The organism is Roseomonas gilardii (assembly GCF_001941945.1).
Classification (GTDB): Bacteria; Pseudomonadota; Alphaproteobacteria; order Acetobacterales; family Acetobacteraceae; genus Roseomonas.
On sequence record NZ_CP015583.1, the window covers coordinates 2,762,509 to 2,777,999 of the forward strand.

Sequence of the window (15,491 nt, forward strand, 5' to 3'; positions counted from 1 at the left end):
CTTTCCGGAAGGCGGCGGCCCCTGTCAGTGCTCCGCCTCGCCTGGCCTCTCGACCTGGCCGCGCCGTTGCAGGCGCAGGGCCACGAGCCAACAGGAAAGCGCCCAGGCCGAGCCCAGGCACCAGCCGGCCAGCACGTCGGTCGGCCAGTGCACCCCCAGATAGATCCGGCTGGCGCCCACCAGCAGCGTCACCGCCACCGCGACGGCCATCACATAGAGCTTCAGCCGCGGCCCCGCCTGGATGCGCGTCATCAGCGCCCCCAGGGTCAGGTAGGTGACGGCCGAGAGCATGGCATGGCCGCTGGGGAAGCTGGCGGTGAAGACCTCCACCATATGGGGCACCACGTCCGGGCGCGGCCGTTCGAAGAGGAGCTTGACCAGCAGGGACAGCACGGTGCCGCCCAGGATGGACACGGCGGTCAGCAGCGCCGCGCCGCGCTTGCGCTCCAGCAGCAGGCCGCCCAGCACCACGAGGCTCACGGACACCAGGATCACGTTGCTGCCCAGGGCGGTCACGTCCTGGGCGATCGCCGGCAGCCAATGGGGGCCGATGGGGCGCTCCAGATCGGCCGGGTCGCGCAGCAGGAGGAGCAGGTGGCGGTCGAAACCTTCCAGGCTGTCGCCATGCACCAGAGCCGCCAGTGCCACGAAGCCCAGCAGCCCGCCCGCCACCAGCAGCAGGCCGAGCAGCCCCGGCAGTTCGGGCGTGGCGTCGCGGTGCTCGAATCGGGTCATGCGCGTCGTTCCTCCTGGGCATGCCCCTTTGGGGGGTCATGGGGCGGTGGGCCTTCGGACGGCCATCCCGGGCAGCAACGGCTCAGCCGGTGCCGCGTTCCCCCGCCGGCGCGACGGCGTCGGAGAGCGGGTGGTGCAGTTCCATCACCGCCCGCAGCCGTTCCTCCAGCACCTTGGTGTAGATCTGCGTGGTCGCGATATCGGCATGGCCGAGCAGCACCTGCAGAGAGCGCAGGTCCGCGCCCCGGTTCAGCAGGTGGGTGGCGAAGGAGTGGCGCAGCACGTGCGGCGTCGCCCGCGCCGGGTCCAGCCCGGCCTCCAGCGCCGCCGCCCGCAGCAACTGGTTCAGCCGTTGTCGCGTCAGGTGCCCTGCCGCGGCGCGGGAGGGAAAGAGCCAGCGCGCGGCCGGCCCGCCCTTTTCCTCCTCTGTCGCCAGCCCGGCCAGGGCCTCTCGCGCCCGGGCGCTGATCGGGATCAGGCGTTCCCGCCCGCCCTTGCCCCGGATGGCGACCAGCGGCGCCGTGTCGCGCAGCGCCGCCGCCGGCAGGGCGACCAGCTCGCTTACCCGCAGGCCGGAGCCGTAGAGCATCTCGCAGGCCGCCACGGCCAGCAGGCCGCTGCGCCCGGGGAGGCGGGACGCGCCGGCGATCAGCGCCTCCACCTCCTCCTCCCGCAGGGCCTTGGGCAGGGATTGCGGCAGGCGCGGCGTGTCGAGCAGCGCGGTCGGGTCGTCGCCGCGCATCCCCTCCCGGGCCAGGAAGCGGAAGAACTGGCGCAGCGCCGAAAGCCGCCGGGCGACGGTGCGCGCCGAAAGCCCCGCGCCCGAGAGCCCGGCGAGATAGGCGCGCAGCGCTTCGGGCGAGGCGCCGTCCAGCGTCCCGCCTTTCCGGCGCAGCCATCCCGCCACATCCGTCAGGTCCGCCTCATAGGCGGCCAGGGTGTTGCGGGCCGCGCCGCGCTCGGCCGCCAGCATCTCCAGAAAGGCCTCGACACGGGCATCCATGGCGTGCAGGAGAGCCGCCCCGGCCACGCCTTCAGCGCGGGCCGAAGCGCTCCGCCGGGATGGTGCGCTCCACCGGCTGTGGACTCACATCGGGCGGAAAGGCACCAATGACGAGCAGGCCCACGGCGAGCAGTGCGATGATGACGAGAATGATCAGGGTCAGTGGGCGACGAAACATGGAGTTGCGCGTGGTCCCTCGCGTGCGGGCGAAGCCGTGCTAGCCTTGGGCACCGTGTCGCGCAACCTGGACATCCTCGCCGATCCGCATTCGGAGCGAAACCGTGGCTCCGCTGCCCCGCCGGCGGAAGCCGACCGGGCCGCGAAACACGTCCAGACGGGGAGCGGAGCGGGGAATATCCGCGGGGAAGCCGGCGCGGTCGCGGATTCCACGGCCCCGGCCCGGATGGCGGCGGTCGCGGCCCGCAGCATCGTGCTGGTTGGCCTGCCGGGTGCCGGAAAGTCCTCGATCGGCCGGCGACTCGCGGCGCGGCTCGGCCGCCCCTTCCTCGACACCGATGCCGAGATCGAGGCCGCGGCCGGCCTGCCCGTCTCCGAGATCTTCGCCCGCTATGGCGAGGCGCATTTCCGCGATGGCGAGCGGCGGGTGATTGCCCGCATCCTGGCCGGCCCGCCGGTGGTGCTGGCCACGGGGGGCGGCGCCTTCAACGACCCGCGCACCCGTGCCTCGGTGCGCGCTTCCGGCGCCGTCGCGGTCTGGCTGCGCTGCTCTCTTTCCGCCCTGGTGCGCCGGGTGGCCGGGCGGGACCACCGCCCGATGTTCGTCGGGCGCGACCCGGCCGAGGTGCTGCACGGCCTCATGCAGATGCGCCATCCTTATTATGCGGAAGCCGATATCGTGGTGGATTGCACCGACGAGACCCCCGACATGACCACCGCCAATGTCGAGGTGGCGCTCGGCGCCCATGAGGCCCCGTCCCGCCTCCCCGTCACGCTGGGCGCGCGCAGCTACGAGGTCGCCATCGGCGGGCACCTGCTCGAACGCGCCGGCGGGCTGCTGGCCCCGGTGCTGCCGGCGCGCCGCGTGGCGGTGGTGTCCGACGCGGCGGTGGCGGCCCTGCACGGCGCCCGGCTGCGGGCCGGGCTGGAGGATGCGGGCTTCGAGATCCGTGCCGAGATCGCCGTGCCGCCCGGCGAGGGCTCCAAGAGCATGGCTTCGCTGGAGGCCGTGCTGGACGCGCTGCTCGGCGCCGGGATCGACCGCAAGACGACCGTGATCGCCCTGGGCGGCGGCGTGGTGGGCGACCTGGCCGGCTTCGCGGCCGCCGTTGCCATGCGCGGCCTGCCTTTCGTGCAGGTGCCGACGACCCTGCTGGCCCAGGTGGATTCCTCGGTCGGCGGCAAGACCGGGATCAACCTGCGCGCCGGCAAGAACCTCGCCGGCGCCTTCCACCAGCCGCGCATGGTGCTGGCCGATATCGGCACCCTCGCCTCCCTGCCCCCGCGCGAGCTGCGCGCTGGCTGGGCCGAGGTCGCCAAGCACGGGCTGCTTCAGGGATCGCTCTGGGACTGGTGCGAGGCGCAGGGGCCGGCGGCCATGGCCGGGGACCCGGCGGCGCTGCGCCACGCGGTGCTGGAATCCTGCCGCCTGAAATCCGCCGTGGTGGCCGCCGACGAGCGCGAGGAATCCGCCGAGGGCGGCCGGGCGCTGCTGAATCTCGGCCATACCTTCGGCCATGCGGTGGAAGCCGAGTGCGGCTATGACGGCAGCCTGCTGCATGGCGAGGGGGTGGCCATCGGCCTCGCCTTGGCGGCGAAGCTCTCCGCCCGGCTGGGTCACTGCGACCCGGCCCTGCCCGCCCGGGTGGTGGCGCATCTGCGCGATGTGGGGCTGCCCGCCTCGATCGGCGACCTGGAACGGCGCTTTACCGTGGAGGCCCTGCTGGGGCGGATGCGCAAGGACAAGAAGGTCCGCGACGGCGCGCTCCGCTTCGTGCTGATCCGGGAGCCCGGTGACGTCTTCACCACGGGCGACGTGCCGGAAGACGTGGTGGCGGCCCTGCTGCGCGAGGACGGCGCCACCGGCTGAGGCGGCCCCCTCCCGTGGGCGCGGCCCCGGCCGGTCCGCGGATCGCGCCCTCCCGGTCGCGGGGGTTATGCCACCCTCACGCTTCCGGCGATTCCGCCGCCGGCGGTCACGGGCTAGGCTGGGGCCCATGCCCCTTTCCCAGCCCGTGGCACGCAGCCTCCAGCACAACCGCGACATTGCCCTGCGCGGCTATGAGCGCGAGGACGGGTCCTTCGACATCGAGGCCCGTCTGACCGACACCAAGGCCTATCCGCTGCCCAATCTGGACCGCGGCACCCTGATGCCGGGCGACGCCCTGCACGACATGTGGATCCGGCTGACGGTGGATGCCGACATGCTGATCCTGTCCTGCGAGGCGGCGACGGACAGTTCGCCCTATGCGATCTGCCCGGACATCGCGCCGAACTTCGCCCGGCTGGCCGGGGTCCGCATCGGTCCGGGCTTCAACCGCGCCGTGAAGGAGCGGGTCGGCGGCACGGAGGGGTGCACCCATCTGCGGGAGCTCCTGGCCCAGATGGCCACGGTGGCCTACCAGACCCTGCATTCGGTCCGCACCCGCCGGCGCCGGGATAGCGGAGAAGGCGAGCCGCCCTTGTCGCCGGGGATCGTCGGCACCTGTTACGCCTATGCGCCCGACAGCCCCGTGGTGCGGCGGCGGAAGGGCTGAGACCGGCGGGCGGAAGTCCCGGCCTTCGCGCTGTCCGGCATCGCGCGGGGCCGGCCGGCCGGACCCTCCGGGCCCGGCCGGGGATCGCGCCCTATCGGCGTTCGGCCGCCAGGGCGACGCCGAGGTCCTCCGAGGCATCCATCGGCTCCAGCGCCGCCGGGGCCTCCGGGACACGCCGGGCGCCACGCGTCAGCCACTGGCCCAGCCGCATGCTGGGCGTCTCGACCAGCCGGTAGCCGAGTTCCGCCACCACCAGCGAAACGGGGATCGCCAGCAGCACCGCGAGGCCGGGCGGCAGGATTCCCACCAGCCCATGCGCCAGGGCCAGGATGACGATCTGGTGGAAGAGGTACAGGCTGTAGGAGATCTCCCCGAGCCGCCGCAGCGGCCGGATGGCCGCCAGGCGATGGAACAGGGCGGTGCTGATCGCGGCGGTGATGATGATCGTGGCGGCCAGGCTCATGCCCAGCATCCAGACCAGCTTCATCACCATGCTCGTGGTGGAGACGGGCCCCCAGGCCGGCATGCCCAGCAGCAGCAGCGCCACGGCCACCAGCCCCAGCCGGCCCAGGGCGGGCAGGCCGGAGAAGAGCCGCTCCAGCCTCTCGCGCTGGAACCAGAGCGCCGAGCCGAGGAAGAAGAGCGGCATCCACTGGAACAGGAAGGCGAGGCTGCCCAACATCGTCATGGGCAGGGTCTGGCCATCCAGGCTCATGAAGCCGGCCGCCACCAGATAGAGGCCCAGGGCCAGCAGCGGCGCCCAGAGGCTGCGGCTCCGCACCAGCAGGAAGACAAGCGGGAAGAGCAGCGAGGCCCGCAACTCGACGATCAGGCTCCACATCGGGGCGTTCAGGTCGTGATACGGCTCCATGCCATAGGCGGCGAGATGGCCGAGGAGCAGGTCCGGCGTGAGCGGCACCGACCAGGAGGTCGCATTCAGCCAGCCGCTCATGCCAGGGACGGCACCCTTATAGGTTGCAACATAGAGTCCGGCCGCCACCAGCACCGCGACGGCGAAGGGCAGGTAGATCCGGCACAGCCGCTTCACCACATACTGCCCGTAGGAGATGCCGCGCCCGTTCTCGAAGGATGCGGAGAGGACGAAGCCGCTCAGCACGAAGAACACCGCGACGCAGCCCGGCCCGGCCACCAGGAAGCGTGCCGGCGTGTATTTCAACGCGAAAAACAGATAGTCGGCCGGACCGGATGCCTCGGTCAGCGGCGGCACGTAGAATGCCTGTGGAAACGACATCCACACATGGTGAAGAAGCACGATGAAAGCGGCGAGACCTCGCACGACGTCCAGTTCATGATAGCGCCTGGAAGGCATTCGTCCTGATCTCCCTTGGTGATCAGCAGAGAGGCGCCGGCGGAGGGATATTCAACCCATCCGACAAGACATGGCGTTCAATGCAATCTAAAATAAAATTACATCCGGATCATGAGACGTTCGCATGATGGCAAACGGGAAAGCAAGAAAACTGCTGGGATCCGGATCATGAAATGTTTTGGAAACGGACCGGCTCCCCCCGGTCCTCCTTCCTGTTGCCCCTTCTCGACTTGAACCCTCAGCCCTCGCCCGGCGCCTTGGCTTCGATGGCAAGGGCATGCATGCCACTGGCGAATTCCCCCGCCAGGGCCATGTTCACGGCGCGCTGCCGCGCCACCCTGGATTGCCCCAGGAAACCCGGCCAGACCACCCGGACGGTATAATGCGTCTCGCCCCCCGGACGGGCACCGGAATGGCCGGCGTGCTGATGGCTGTCATCGCGCACCGCGATCTCGGCGCCCGGGAAAGCCTTGGCCAGCGCGGCTTGCAGTCGGGTGGCGCGCGCGCCAGCAGGATGAGGATGCTCTGGGATCATGCAACCGCTTTTTCCATGCGTTACCGATGTTTGTGAAGCGTAGGATACTGCCTTGCCCGCATGGCGCCGGACGCCCATAAGGGGGACACCATGGCCCGACGCGGCACGACACACACTCCGCCCTCACCCGGAAGCAGCAGCTTCCGCCGTTGCGATTTCCCCGGCTGCGAGGCGGCCGGGGAGTTTCGCGCCCCTCGCGACCGGTCTCGCCTGCGCGACTATTATCATTTCTGTCTGGAACATGTCCGCGCCTACAACCAGGCGTGGGATTTCTACAAGGGAATGACGCCGGAGGAGATCGAGGTCCATCTCAAGGAGGATTCCGGCTGGCAGCGCCCGACCTGGCCGCTTGGCCGCCTCGGCATGCAGGGCAAGTTCGATCCCTCGCAGCTCAAGGACCCGCTCGGCCTCTTCGCCGACGCCAAGCCCACCCCTCGAAAGTCGGCGACCAAGGCCCCAGCTGAGCTCCGTGCGGCGCTCGACGTGCTGGGCCTCGGCTGGCCTCTCGAAGAGGATGCGCTGCGCGAGCGTTGGAAAGAACTCGCCAAGCGCTATCATCCCGACACCAACGGAGGCGACAAGTCGGCCGAGGAGCGTCTGAAGGACGTGAACCGTGCCTACAGCCTGCTGCGCAAGCGGCTCGCCACCATGGGGGCCCAGGCGACCAGCGTCGCCGCCTGAGGCCCTTGCCACACTGACACTGAGAAGCGGGAACACCCCCGATGGACACCATCGCCACCTTGCCCGATAGCCGTCCCGACATGCCCGACGCGCGGGTCAAGGTGCGCGAGGTCTTCGGGATCGACACGGATCTCGAGGTTCCGGCCTTCTCGAACCCGACCGAGCACGTGCCGGAGCGCGACCCGACCTATCGCTTCGACCGCGACACGACGCTCGCCATCCTGGCCGGCTTCGCCTTCAACCGCCGCGTGATGATCCAGGGCTATCACGGCACGGGCAAGTCCACCCATGTGGAGCAGGTGGCCGCCCGGCTGAACTGGCCCTGCATCCGCGTGAACCTGGACAGCCACATCAGCCGCATCGACCTGGTGGGCAAGGACGCCATCGTCCTGAAGGACGGCAAGCAGGTCACCGAGTTCAAGGAAGGCATCCTTCCCTGGGCCCTGCAGCGCCCCTGCGCCATCGTGTTCGACGAGTACGATGCCGGCCGCCCGGACGTGATGTTCGTGATCCAGCGCGTGCTGGAGGTCGAGGGCAAGCTCACCCTGCTGGACCAGAACCGCGTGATCCGCCCGCATCCGGGCTTCCGCATCTTCGCCACCGCCAACACGGTGGGCCTGGGCGACACGACCGGTCTGTATCACGGCACGCAGCAGATCAACCAGGGCCAGATGGACCGCTGGAACATCGTGGCGACGCTGAACTACCTGCCGCACAAGCAGGAGACCGACATCGTTTCCGCCAAGATGGGCGTGACCGACGCGAAGGGCCGCAAGCAGATCGAGGCGATGGTCAGCCTCGCCGACCTGACGCGCGCGGGCTTCATCGCCGGCGACATCTCCACCGTCATGTCGCCGCGCACGGTCATCACCTGGGCCGAGAACGCCAAGATCTTCGGCGATGTCGGCTTCGCCTTCCGCCTTTCCTTCCTCAACAAGTGCGACGAGGCGGAGCGCGCCACGGTGGCCGAGTACTACCAGCGCTGCTTCAACGAGGAGATCCCGACGGGCCTCTACGTGAAGGCCTGACGGCGACGGGGCGGATGGGAGGGCCCTTCCTCCGCCCCACGGGATGACTGCGGCTGGTGGGAGAGGTTTTCCGTGAGCAATTCCAAGGATCTGTCCCGCCAGGAGGAGTTCAAGCGGGCCACCGCCGGCGCGGTCCGCGCCATTGCCCGCACCGATGACGTGCAGGTGGCCTTCCAGCCCGGCCCCTCCGGCCTGACCGGCAAGCGCGCCCGCCTGCCGCTGCCGACCCGGGCCCTGCCGCCCGCGGAGATGGCGCGCCTGCGCGGCGCCGCCGATGCCGTGGCGCTCAAGCTGCGATACCACGACGAGGCCACCCACGCCGCCCGCCTGCCCGCGCGCCGCGACGCGAAGGAGGTCTTCGACACGCTGGAGCAGGCGCGCGTCGAGGCGGTGGGCAGCCGGGCGATGCCGGGCGTCGCCGCCAACCTCCAGGCACGGCTGACCGAGCAGGCCGAGGCCGAGGGCTATGACCGCATGACCCGCAAGGACCAGCTGCCGCTGCCGGTGGCGCTGGGCCTGCTGGCGCGGGAGAAGCTGTCCGGCGAGCCGGTGCCCGAGCCCGCCCGCCGCGTCCTCGACCTGTGGCGCGACACGCTGGGCGAGCGGGCCGAGGCCGCGCTCGACGAGATGGCGGGCAGCACCGAGGACCAGGACGCCTTTGCCCGCGCCGCCCGCAAGCTGCTGACCGCGCTCGACCTCGCCGAGGCCGAGGTGGAGGCCGAGAGCAGCGAGGACGAGGAGCAGCAGGGCGATCAGGGCGCCGATTCCTCCCAGGTCCAGGACAATTCCGGCGAGGGCGAGGCGCAGTCCGAGGATGCCGAGAGCATGCTCGGCGCCCAGCCCGAGCAGGCCCAGGGCGAGGCCGCCGAGGATGAGGGCGAGGGCGAGGAGGAGGACGGTTCCGCCGCCGAGGGCGAGGACCGCCCGGGCGGGCCGCAGCAGCGCAAGGAGGTCCCCGCCTCCGACGATGCCTCCGTCTATCGCGCCTATACGCGGAAGTTCGACGAGGAGGTCGGCGCCGACGACCTTTGCGATCCGGAGGAGCTGGCCCGTCTGCGGCAGCAGCTCGACCAGCAGCTTTCCCACCTGCAGGGCGTCGTCTCCAAGCTGGCCAACCGGCTGCAGCGCCGCCTGATGGCGCAGCAGCAGCGCGCCTGGGATTTCGACCTGGAGGAAGGGGTGCTGGACGTGGCGCGGCTGGCCCGGGTCATCTCCAACCCGACCTATTCGCTGTCCTACAAGCGCGAGCGCGAGGCGGACTTCCGCGACACGGTCGTCACCCTGCTGATCGACAATTCCGGCTCGATGCGCGGCCGGCCGATCACCGTGGCCGCCATGTGCTGCGACATCCTGGCCCGCACGCTGGAGCGCTGCTCGGTGAAGACCGAGATCCTGGGCTTCACCACCCGCGCCTGGAAAGGCGGCCAGTCGCGCGAGCGCTGGGTGCAGGATGGCAAGCCGCGCAACCCGGGCCGGCTGAACGACCTGCGCCATGTCGTGTACAAGGCGGCGGACGAGCCCTGGCGCCGGGCGCGCAAGAATCTCGGCCTGATGCTGCGCGAGGGGCTGCTCAAGGAGAACATCGACGGCGAGGCGCTGGACTGGGCCTATAAGCGCATGCTCGCCCGCCCGGAGCACCGCCGCATCCTGATGGTGATCTCGGATGGGGCGCCGGTGGATGACAGCACCCTCTCGGTGAATCCCGGCAACTACCTGGAGCGGCATCTGCGCAAGGTGATCGCGGATATCGAGGGACGCGACATCGTGGAGCTGGTGGCCATCGGCATCGGCCATGACGTCACGCGCTATTACCGCCGCGCCGTGACCATCGTGGATGCCGAGGAGCTGGGCGGCACGATGATGCAGAAGCTGGCCGAGCTGTTCGACGAGGATGCCGCGGCCGCCTATCAGCGCGCCGCCGCGGAACGCTCCCCCGCCCTGATCTGACGGGCTTGCGCCGGCGTCGCCTGCTCGGGGGCGGGCTGCTGGCCGCCACGGCCGGGCTGGGCGGCTGCGCCCTGGCCCTGCGTCCCGGTGGCGGGCCCCTGTCGCGCCCCCTGCCGCCACCGGAGGGCGATCCGCCCTTCGGGGCGGGGCGCGTGCTGGGGGTGCTGGAGTTGGATGCCCGGCGCCTGGGTGGCGAGGGCCTGTCCGGCCTGCATGTCTCCGACGAGCTTCTCCTCACCGCGATCGGCGATCGCGGCGCCTGGTGCCATGCGCGGCTCGTGCTGGATGAGCGGGGCGTGCCGCTGCGGCTGGAGGCGCCGCGCACCGGGCGCCTGCACGATGCGCGCTGGCGCGCCCTGCCCGTTCCCTTCTCGGCCGATGCGGAAAGCCTGGCCCGCCTGCCGGACGGCTCCTGGCTGGTCGGCTTCGAGCGCTGGCACCGGATCTGGCGCTATCGCGACCTGAACGGACCGGCCGAGCCGGTCGAGGCGCCGCCGAGGCTGGAGGAGGCACCGCTGAACGGGGGGCTGGAAAGCCTCGCCGTGCTGGCGGACGGACGCTGGCTCGCCATCGCCGAGAAGTACCATGCGGACGAGGCCGGCACGCTGCGCCATGCCTGGATCGGAGGACCGGGGCGCTGGCAGGCCCTGGCCTATCGCCCCGCACCGGGCTTCGATCCCTCCGACGCCTGTCCCCTGCCGGATGGCGGCGCGCTGGTGCTGGAGCGGCATTTCTCCTGGCTGGACGGGCTGCGTGGGCGGCTCTGCCACATCCCGGAGGAGCGCCTGACCCGGGCCGCGGCCGGCAGCGTGCTGGAAGGCGATGGGCTTCTGGACCTGGCCGACCCGCTGCCCACGGACAACTGGGAAGGGGTCAGCGTCTTCCACCACCGGGGGCAACGGCTGGCCGCCCTCATCTCGGACGATAACGGCCTGCCCATCCAACGGACCTTGCTGATGGTGGTCCGCCTCTGACGGGCCTCCCCGTCAGGCGCCTGCCCCGGAATCGAGCAGGCGGTGTTCGGGCAGCGTCATCCAGACGCGGCTGCCGATGCCGCTCATGGCCTCGACCGTCAGGTCGCCGCCATGCGCGTGCAGGAGATCGCGCGACGTGGCGAGGCCGAGTTCCAGCCCGCGCGTCCCGGCGCGCGTGACCATCGTGTCGCCGAGATCGGCCACGGTCGCACCATGGCCCTCATCCTCGACCACCAGGGCGAAGCGGCCCGGCTGGCGGCGGATATGGATGGCGATGCAGTCGCCCATGCCGGTGTCCCGCACCGCCCTCGCCAGGATCTGGAACAGCACCCGGCCGATGGCCCGCCGGTCGCCGAGCAGGGCGACATTCTCGCATTCCGGGTCGATCCGCCACAGGCGCATGCCCTCCCCCATGGGGCGCTGCACCTCAACCAGGGCTTCCTGGAGCAGCTCGCCGAGCCGCAGGGGTTCCTCGGTCAGCCGCCGGCCCTGTCCCTGCGCGGCCTGATGCTCCGCGAGGCTGTCGCTCGTTTCGTCGGCGAGGTTGAGCAGATGCGCGGCGCCGCTGCGGAGCCGGCCGATGGTCTGGAGGTAGAGGGAGGTGGAGACGGTGAGGTCCGGGTGCTGCGCCAGCCGCTCGGACAGGGCCATCAGCTCCAGCCCGGGCCGGGTCAGCTCGCGGGCCAGGATGCCCAGATGGCGGCGCTGGGCCGCCAGGGCGTCCTGCTCCACGGCCAGCCGCGCCTCGGCCACACGGGCCCGGCGGGACTGCCTCAGGGCGACGGCTCCCAGGCCCAGCGCGGCCAGGATGGCCACGAGGGCAAGGAGCGTCAGAATCGGAACGAAAGCCATATCCCCCCCATTATAGGGGAGGATCGGTTAATTGCCCCTGAAGACTTAGGCCGCCTGCTTCTTGACCTGGGCGCGCACGATGCGGCGCTTCAGGGTCAGGGCCTCGGTGCCGAGCTTCCGGTCGGCGGTGCCGAGCAGGAAGGAGTCGAGACCGCCATTGTGCTCCACCGTACGGATGCCGTTGGTGGTCAGGCGAAGCTGCACCGCCGTGCCGAGCACATCGGAGAAGAAGGACGCCTGCTGCAGGTTGGGCAGATAACGGCGGCGGGACTTGTTGTTGGCGTGGCTGACGTTGTTGCCGGTCAGCACGCCCTTGCCGGTGATGTCACAGCGGCGGGCCATGTCGTTAAACCTCGAAATCGCGAACGCGCGGGAAGGGCGGCCCTATGGCCCACCAGGCCCGCGGCGTCAAGTTTTGTTCCCGGGGGGAACGGTCCGGACAGGACCATCCCGCCCCCGGGAGCGGGATTCAGTGGGAGCCGCGCATGCTTTCCAGTTCGCCGCGCTCCACCGATTCGAGGGCGCTGCGCAGCACGCGGGCGATGGCCTTGTCCTCCATCGAACGCGCCATCAGCCCCAGCGCGCCGCCCAGCAGGGCCGAGGCGACCGAGATCGGGGCGATGTTCTGCTCCGTCATGTACTCGATGGCCTTGTCCACGATGGAACCGGCATGGCTCAGATCCTCCGGGGCCATTTCGTCGAGCTTGTTGTTCCCCGGGTTGTCAGACGCCATCAGGGGCTCTCCTCAAAAATGCAGTCGGGCGCAACATGGTCACGCCGTGGCCGGGGTGGAAGCCCCTTCGGCCAGGCCGTGCCGGCGGCGGGCGGCCTCCGGCCCGCGGTCCGCGTCCAGATCGGCGGCCGCGGCGGCCTCGGCGGCGGCCACTGCCTCGGACTGCCGACGCCACATCGCGGCGTAAAGCCCGTCCTCGGCCAGCAGCCGCGCATGGCTGCCCCGCTCGGCCACCCGGCCCTCCTGCAACACGATGATCTCGTCGGCATCCACCACGGTGGAAAGCCGGTGCGCGATCACCAGCGTGGTCCGCCCCTGGGCCACGCCGCGCAGGGCGGACTGGATCTCGCTCTCGGTGCGGGTGTCGAGGGCGCTGGTGGCCTCGTCCAGGATCAGCACGCGCGGGTCCTTCAGGATGGTCCGGGCGATGGCCACGCGCTGCTTCTCGCCGCCCGAGAGCTTCAGGCCGCGCTCGCCGACCCGCGTGTCGTAGCCATCGGGCAGGCGCAGCACGAAGTCGTGCACCTGGGCGAGCCGCGCCGCATGCTCGACCTCCTCCTGGGTCGCGCCGGGGCGGCCATAGGCGATGTTGTAGCGGATGGTGTCGTTGAACAGCACCGTGTCCTGCGGCACCACGCCGATGGCGGCGCGCAGGGATTCCTGCGTCACGTCGCGGATGTCCTGCCCGTCCAGCAGCACCCGGCCGGAGGAGGCGTCGTAGAAGCGGAACAGCAGGCGGGAGATGGTGGACTTGCCCGCCCCCGTCGGCCCGACGATGGCCAGGGTCCGTCCCGGCGGCACGGTGAAGGAGACGCCCTTCAGGATCTCCCGGTCCGGGCGGTAGCCGAAATGCACGCCTTCGAACCGCACCTCGCCGGGCCCCGCCGCCAGGGCCGGGGCGCCGGGGCGGTCGGCCACCTCCCGTTCCTCCCGCATCAGGGTGAACATGGCGTCCATGTCCACCAGCCCCTGCTTTACCTCGCGGTAGACGAAGCCCAGCATGTTCAGCGGCAAATAGAGCTGGATCAGGTAGGTGTTCACCAGCACGAAATCGCCCACCGTCATGGTGCCGGCCGCGACGCGGCTGGCCGCCATCAGCATCACCGTGGTCAGCCCCACCGCGATGATCGCCGCCTGGCCGGCGTTGAGCATGTTCAGCGTGGTCTCGGAACGGGTGTAGGCGCCCTCGTAGCGCGCGAGCGAGGCGTCGTAGCGCCGCTCCTCGTGCCGCTCGTTGCCGAAATACTTCACCGTCTCGTAGTTCAGCAGGCTGTCCACCGCCTTGGTGTTGGCGTCCTGGTCCATCTCGTTCATCGCCCGGCGGAAGCGCAGCCGCCAGTTCGTGAAGGCGAGCGTGAAGGCGATGTAGATGCCGATCGTGCCCAGCGTGACGGCCGCGAAGGCGAAGGAGAACATCTTCCACAGGATCGCCGCGACCAGCAGGATCTCGAAGATCGTGGGGATGATGTTGAACAGCATGAAGTCGAGGACGAAATTGATCCCCCGCGTCCCGCGCTCGATCACTCGCGACAGGCCGCCGGTCTGGCGGTCGAGGTGGAAGCGCAGGCTGAGCGCGTGCAGGTGCTGGAAGACCTGCAGGGCGATGCGCCGGGCCGCGCGGGCCTGGACCTTCACGAAGATGGCGTCGCGCAGCTCGGCGAAGAGCGAACTCGCCACCCGCAACAGCCCGTAGCCGAACACCAGGGCCACCGGCACCGCCGCGATGGCCGCCATGCCGCCGGCCGCGGTGGCATGGGGGGTCAGCGCGTCCACCGCTCGCGCATAGGCCATGGGCACATAGACATTGGCCACCTTGGCGCAGACCAGGAAGACCAGGGCCAGCACCACCCGGACGCGCAGGCCGGTCTCGTTGCGGGGCCAGAGATAGGGAGCGAGGTTGCGCAGGGTCTGGAAGTGGTTGCCGCCCGTGCCGGCGGGGGGTGATTCGGCCATCAGTCGGAAGTCTCGCGAGATTTGCTTCCAGATGGGCAGACTTCCCGGCGCCGCAAAGCCGAATGGTTGCAGGCCAGTCCGGCGTGGCGCATCTGCGGGGGATGGACACACGCCTCTTCCGCCACATCCAGGCCTGCAACGAGCACCCGGATCTGGGCCGCTATACGCCGCTGCGCTTCGGTGGAGAGAGGGGGGGTACGGAGCAGGTGGGATACCTGCCCCCGGCCCTGGCCGCCCGCCTGCCGGCCCTTTCCCCGCATCTGCGGGCGACGCCGGAGGGTGTGGTGCTCGATCCGGCCCTGGCCAGCCCGGCCGAACGTTCCGCCGCCCTGGCCGAGCTGGTGGCGAAGCTCGCCGCCGAGGGGGTCTTCCGGCTGCGGAAGGAGCTGTTCGATGTCCGCGCGGCACCCGGCGGGCCGGTCCTGGCCGTGCTGGACCGGGGCGCCGTCGCCCTGCTCGGCATTCCCAGCCAGGGGGCGCATCTCAACGGCCTGGTGCGGCGGGCGGACGGGCTGCATCTCTGGATCGGCTGGCGGTCCCGTCACAAGCCGGTGGCGCCGGGGCAGCTCGACAACATCGTGGCCGGCGGCGTCCCGGCCGGGCTCTCGCCCCGCGACACGCTGCTGAAGGAGGCGGAGGAGGAGGCGCGCATGCCCGCTTCGCTGGCCGCCACCGCGAAGGCGGCCGGCACCGTCTCCTATGTCATGGCGAATCCGGATGAGGGGCTGCGGCGCGACGTGCTCCACTGCTTCGACATCGAGCTGCCGGAGAATTTCACCCCCGAGCCGGGCGACGACGAGGTGGAACGCTTCGAGCTCTGGCCCGCCACGCGCGTGCTGGAGGCGGTGCGGGACGGCGATCGCGTGAAGTTCAACGTCAACCTGGTGCTGATCGACCTGTTCCTGCGGGAAGGGCTGGTCGAGGACCCGGATGGCCGTCTCCGCCAGGGCCTGGACCGCTTCCGCTGACGATCCGCCCGGCCGCCGGTTTTCATCGGGACGGCGAG

At 70.7% G+C, this 15,491-nt stretch carries 16 protein-coding genes; 7 read left to right on the forward strand and 9 right to left on the reverse strand.

Going from position 1 to position 15,491, the window contains the following annotated elements; translation table 11 throughout:
- Positions 1–24 precede the first annotated feature (24 nt).
- From RGI145_RS12660 to RGI145_RS25440, 3 genes are all read right to left on the reverse strand, one after another.
- The gene (locus RGI145_RS12660; protein ID WP_075798638.1) at positions 25–735 is read right to left on the reverse strand and encodes a phosphatase PAP2 family protein; all 711 of its coding nucleotides are present in this window, start codon (positions 733–735) and stop codon (positions 25–27) included.
- A gap of 82 nt (positions 736–817) precedes the next feature.
- Positions 818–1,738, reverse strand: coding sequence for a site-specific tyrosine recombinase XerD (locus tag RGI145_RS12665; RefSeq protein ID WP_075798639.1), 921 nt, complete (start codon positions 1,736–1,738; stop codon positions 818–820).
- Positions 1,739–1,769: 31 nt separating this feature from the next.
- Entirely contained in the window at positions 1,770–1,916 is a 147-nt protein-coding gene (locus RGI145_RS25440) for a hypothetical protein (RefSeq protein ID WP_167668272.1), read from the reverse strand.
- Positions 1,917–1,952: 36 nt separating this feature from the next.
- Between RGI145_RS25440 and aroB the strand changes: the two genes are divergently transcribed.
- Both aroB and RGI145_RS12675 read left to right on the forward strand, forming a co-directional pair.
- Positions 1,953–3,785: a 3-dehydroquinate synthase gene (gene aroB / locus RGI145_RS12670; protein ID WP_237183061.1), complete on the forward strand. Its 1,833-nt coding sequence runs from the start codon at positions 1,953–1,955 to the stop codon at positions 3,783–3,785.
- A gap of 127 nt (positions 3,786–3,912) precedes the next feature.
- The gene (locus RGI145_RS12675) at positions 3,913–4,452 is read left to right on the forward strand and encodes a DUF2889 domain-containing protein (protein ID WP_058389627.1); all 540 of its coding nucleotides are present in this window, start codon (positions 3,913–3,915) and stop codon (positions 4,450–4,452) included.
- A gap of 91 nt (positions 4,453–4,543) precedes the next feature.
- Here RGI145_RS12675 and RGI145_RS12680 read toward each other — a convergent pair whose 3' ends face one another.
- Positions 4,544–5,782 carry an acyltransferase family protein gene (locus RGI145_RS12680; protein ID WP_075798640.1) on the reverse strand — a complete coding sequence of 413 codons (1,239 nt, stop codon included), beginning with the start codon at positions 5,780–5,782 and terminating at the stop codon, positions 4,544–4,546.
- Positions 5,783–6,020: 238 nt separating this feature from the next.
- On the reverse strand, positions 6,021–6,317 hold the full coding sequence (locus RGI145_RS12685) for a BolA family protein (protein WP_075798641.1): 297 nt from the start codon (positions 6,315–6,317) through the stop codon (positions 6,021–6,023).
- 60 nt (positions 6,318–6,377) lie between these two features.
- Between RGI145_RS12685 and RGI145_RS12690 the strand changes: the two genes are divergently transcribed.
- The 4 genes from RGI145_RS12690 (at position 6,378) to RGI145_RS12705 (ending at position 10,947) form a co-directional block, all read left to right on the forward strand.
- On the forward strand, positions 6,378–6,998 hold the full coding sequence (locus RGI145_RS12690) for a J domain-containing protein (protein ID WP_079253433.1): 621 nt from the start codon (positions 6,378–6,380) through the stop codon (positions 6,996–6,998).
- Between the two features lie 41 nt (positions 6,999–7,039).
- Positions 7,040–8,026: a cobaltochelatase subunit CobS gene (gene cobS, locus RGI145_RS12695; RefSeq protein ID WP_027280600.1), complete on the forward strand. Its 987-nt coding sequence runs from the start codon at positions 7,040–7,042 to the stop codon at positions 8,024–8,026.
- 72 nt (positions 8,027–8,098) lie between these two features.
- Positions 8,099–9,973, forward strand: coding sequence for a cobaltochelatase subunit CobT (gene cobT / locus RGI145_RS12700; RefSeq protein WP_075798642.1), 1,875 nt, complete (start codon positions 8,099–8,101; stop codon positions 9,971–9,973).
- A 5-nt stretch (positions 9,974–9,978) separates the two neighbouring features.
- Complete coding sequence (locus RGI145_RS12705) at positions 9,979–10,947, forward strand: esterase-like activity of phytase family protein (RefSeq protein ID WP_167668276.1); 969 nt, start codon at positions 9,979–9,981, stop codon at positions 10,945–10,947.
- 12 nt (positions 10,948–10,959) lie between these two features.
- Here the strand turns inward: RGI145_RS12705 and RGI145_RS12710 are convergent, their stop codons facing one another.
- From RGI145_RS12710 to RGI145_RS12725, 4 genes are all read right to left on the reverse strand, one after another.
- Positions 10,960–11,799, reverse strand: coding sequence for a sensor histidine kinase (locus tag RGI145_RS12710; RefSeq protein WP_075798643.1), 840 nt, complete (start codon positions 11,797–11,799; stop codon positions 10,960–10,962).
- Positions 11,800–11,844: 45 nt separating this feature from the next.
- Positions 11,845–12,141, reverse strand: a complete 297-nt coding sequence (rpmB, locus tag RGI145_RS12715) for a 50S ribosomal protein L28 (RefSeq protein WP_075798644.1) — start codon at positions 12,139–12,141, stop codon at positions 11,845–11,847.
- Positions 12,142–12,268: 127 nt separating this feature from the next.
- Positions 12,269–12,532: a hypothetical protein gene (locus RGI145_RS12720; protein WP_019460734.1), complete on the reverse strand. Its 264-nt coding sequence runs from the start codon at positions 12,530–12,532 to the stop codon at positions 12,269–12,271.
- Positions 12,533–12,571: 39 nt separating this feature from the next.
- On the reverse strand, positions 12,572–14,485 hold the full coding sequence (locus RGI145_RS12725; protein WP_075798645.1) for an ABCB family ABC transporter ATP-binding protein/permease: 1,914 nt from the start codon (positions 14,483–14,485) through the stop codon (positions 12,572–12,574).
- 62 nt (positions 14,486–14,547) lie between these two features.
- Between RGI145_RS12725 and RGI145_RS12730 the strand changes: the two genes are divergently transcribed.
- Positions 14,548–15,453: an NUDIX hydrolase gene (locus RGI145_RS12730; RefSeq protein WP_237183063.1), complete on the forward strand. Its 906-nt coding sequence runs from the start codon at positions 14,548–14,550 to the stop codon at positions 15,451–15,453.
- The last annotated feature ends 38 nt before the right edge of the window (positions 15,454–15,491 follow it).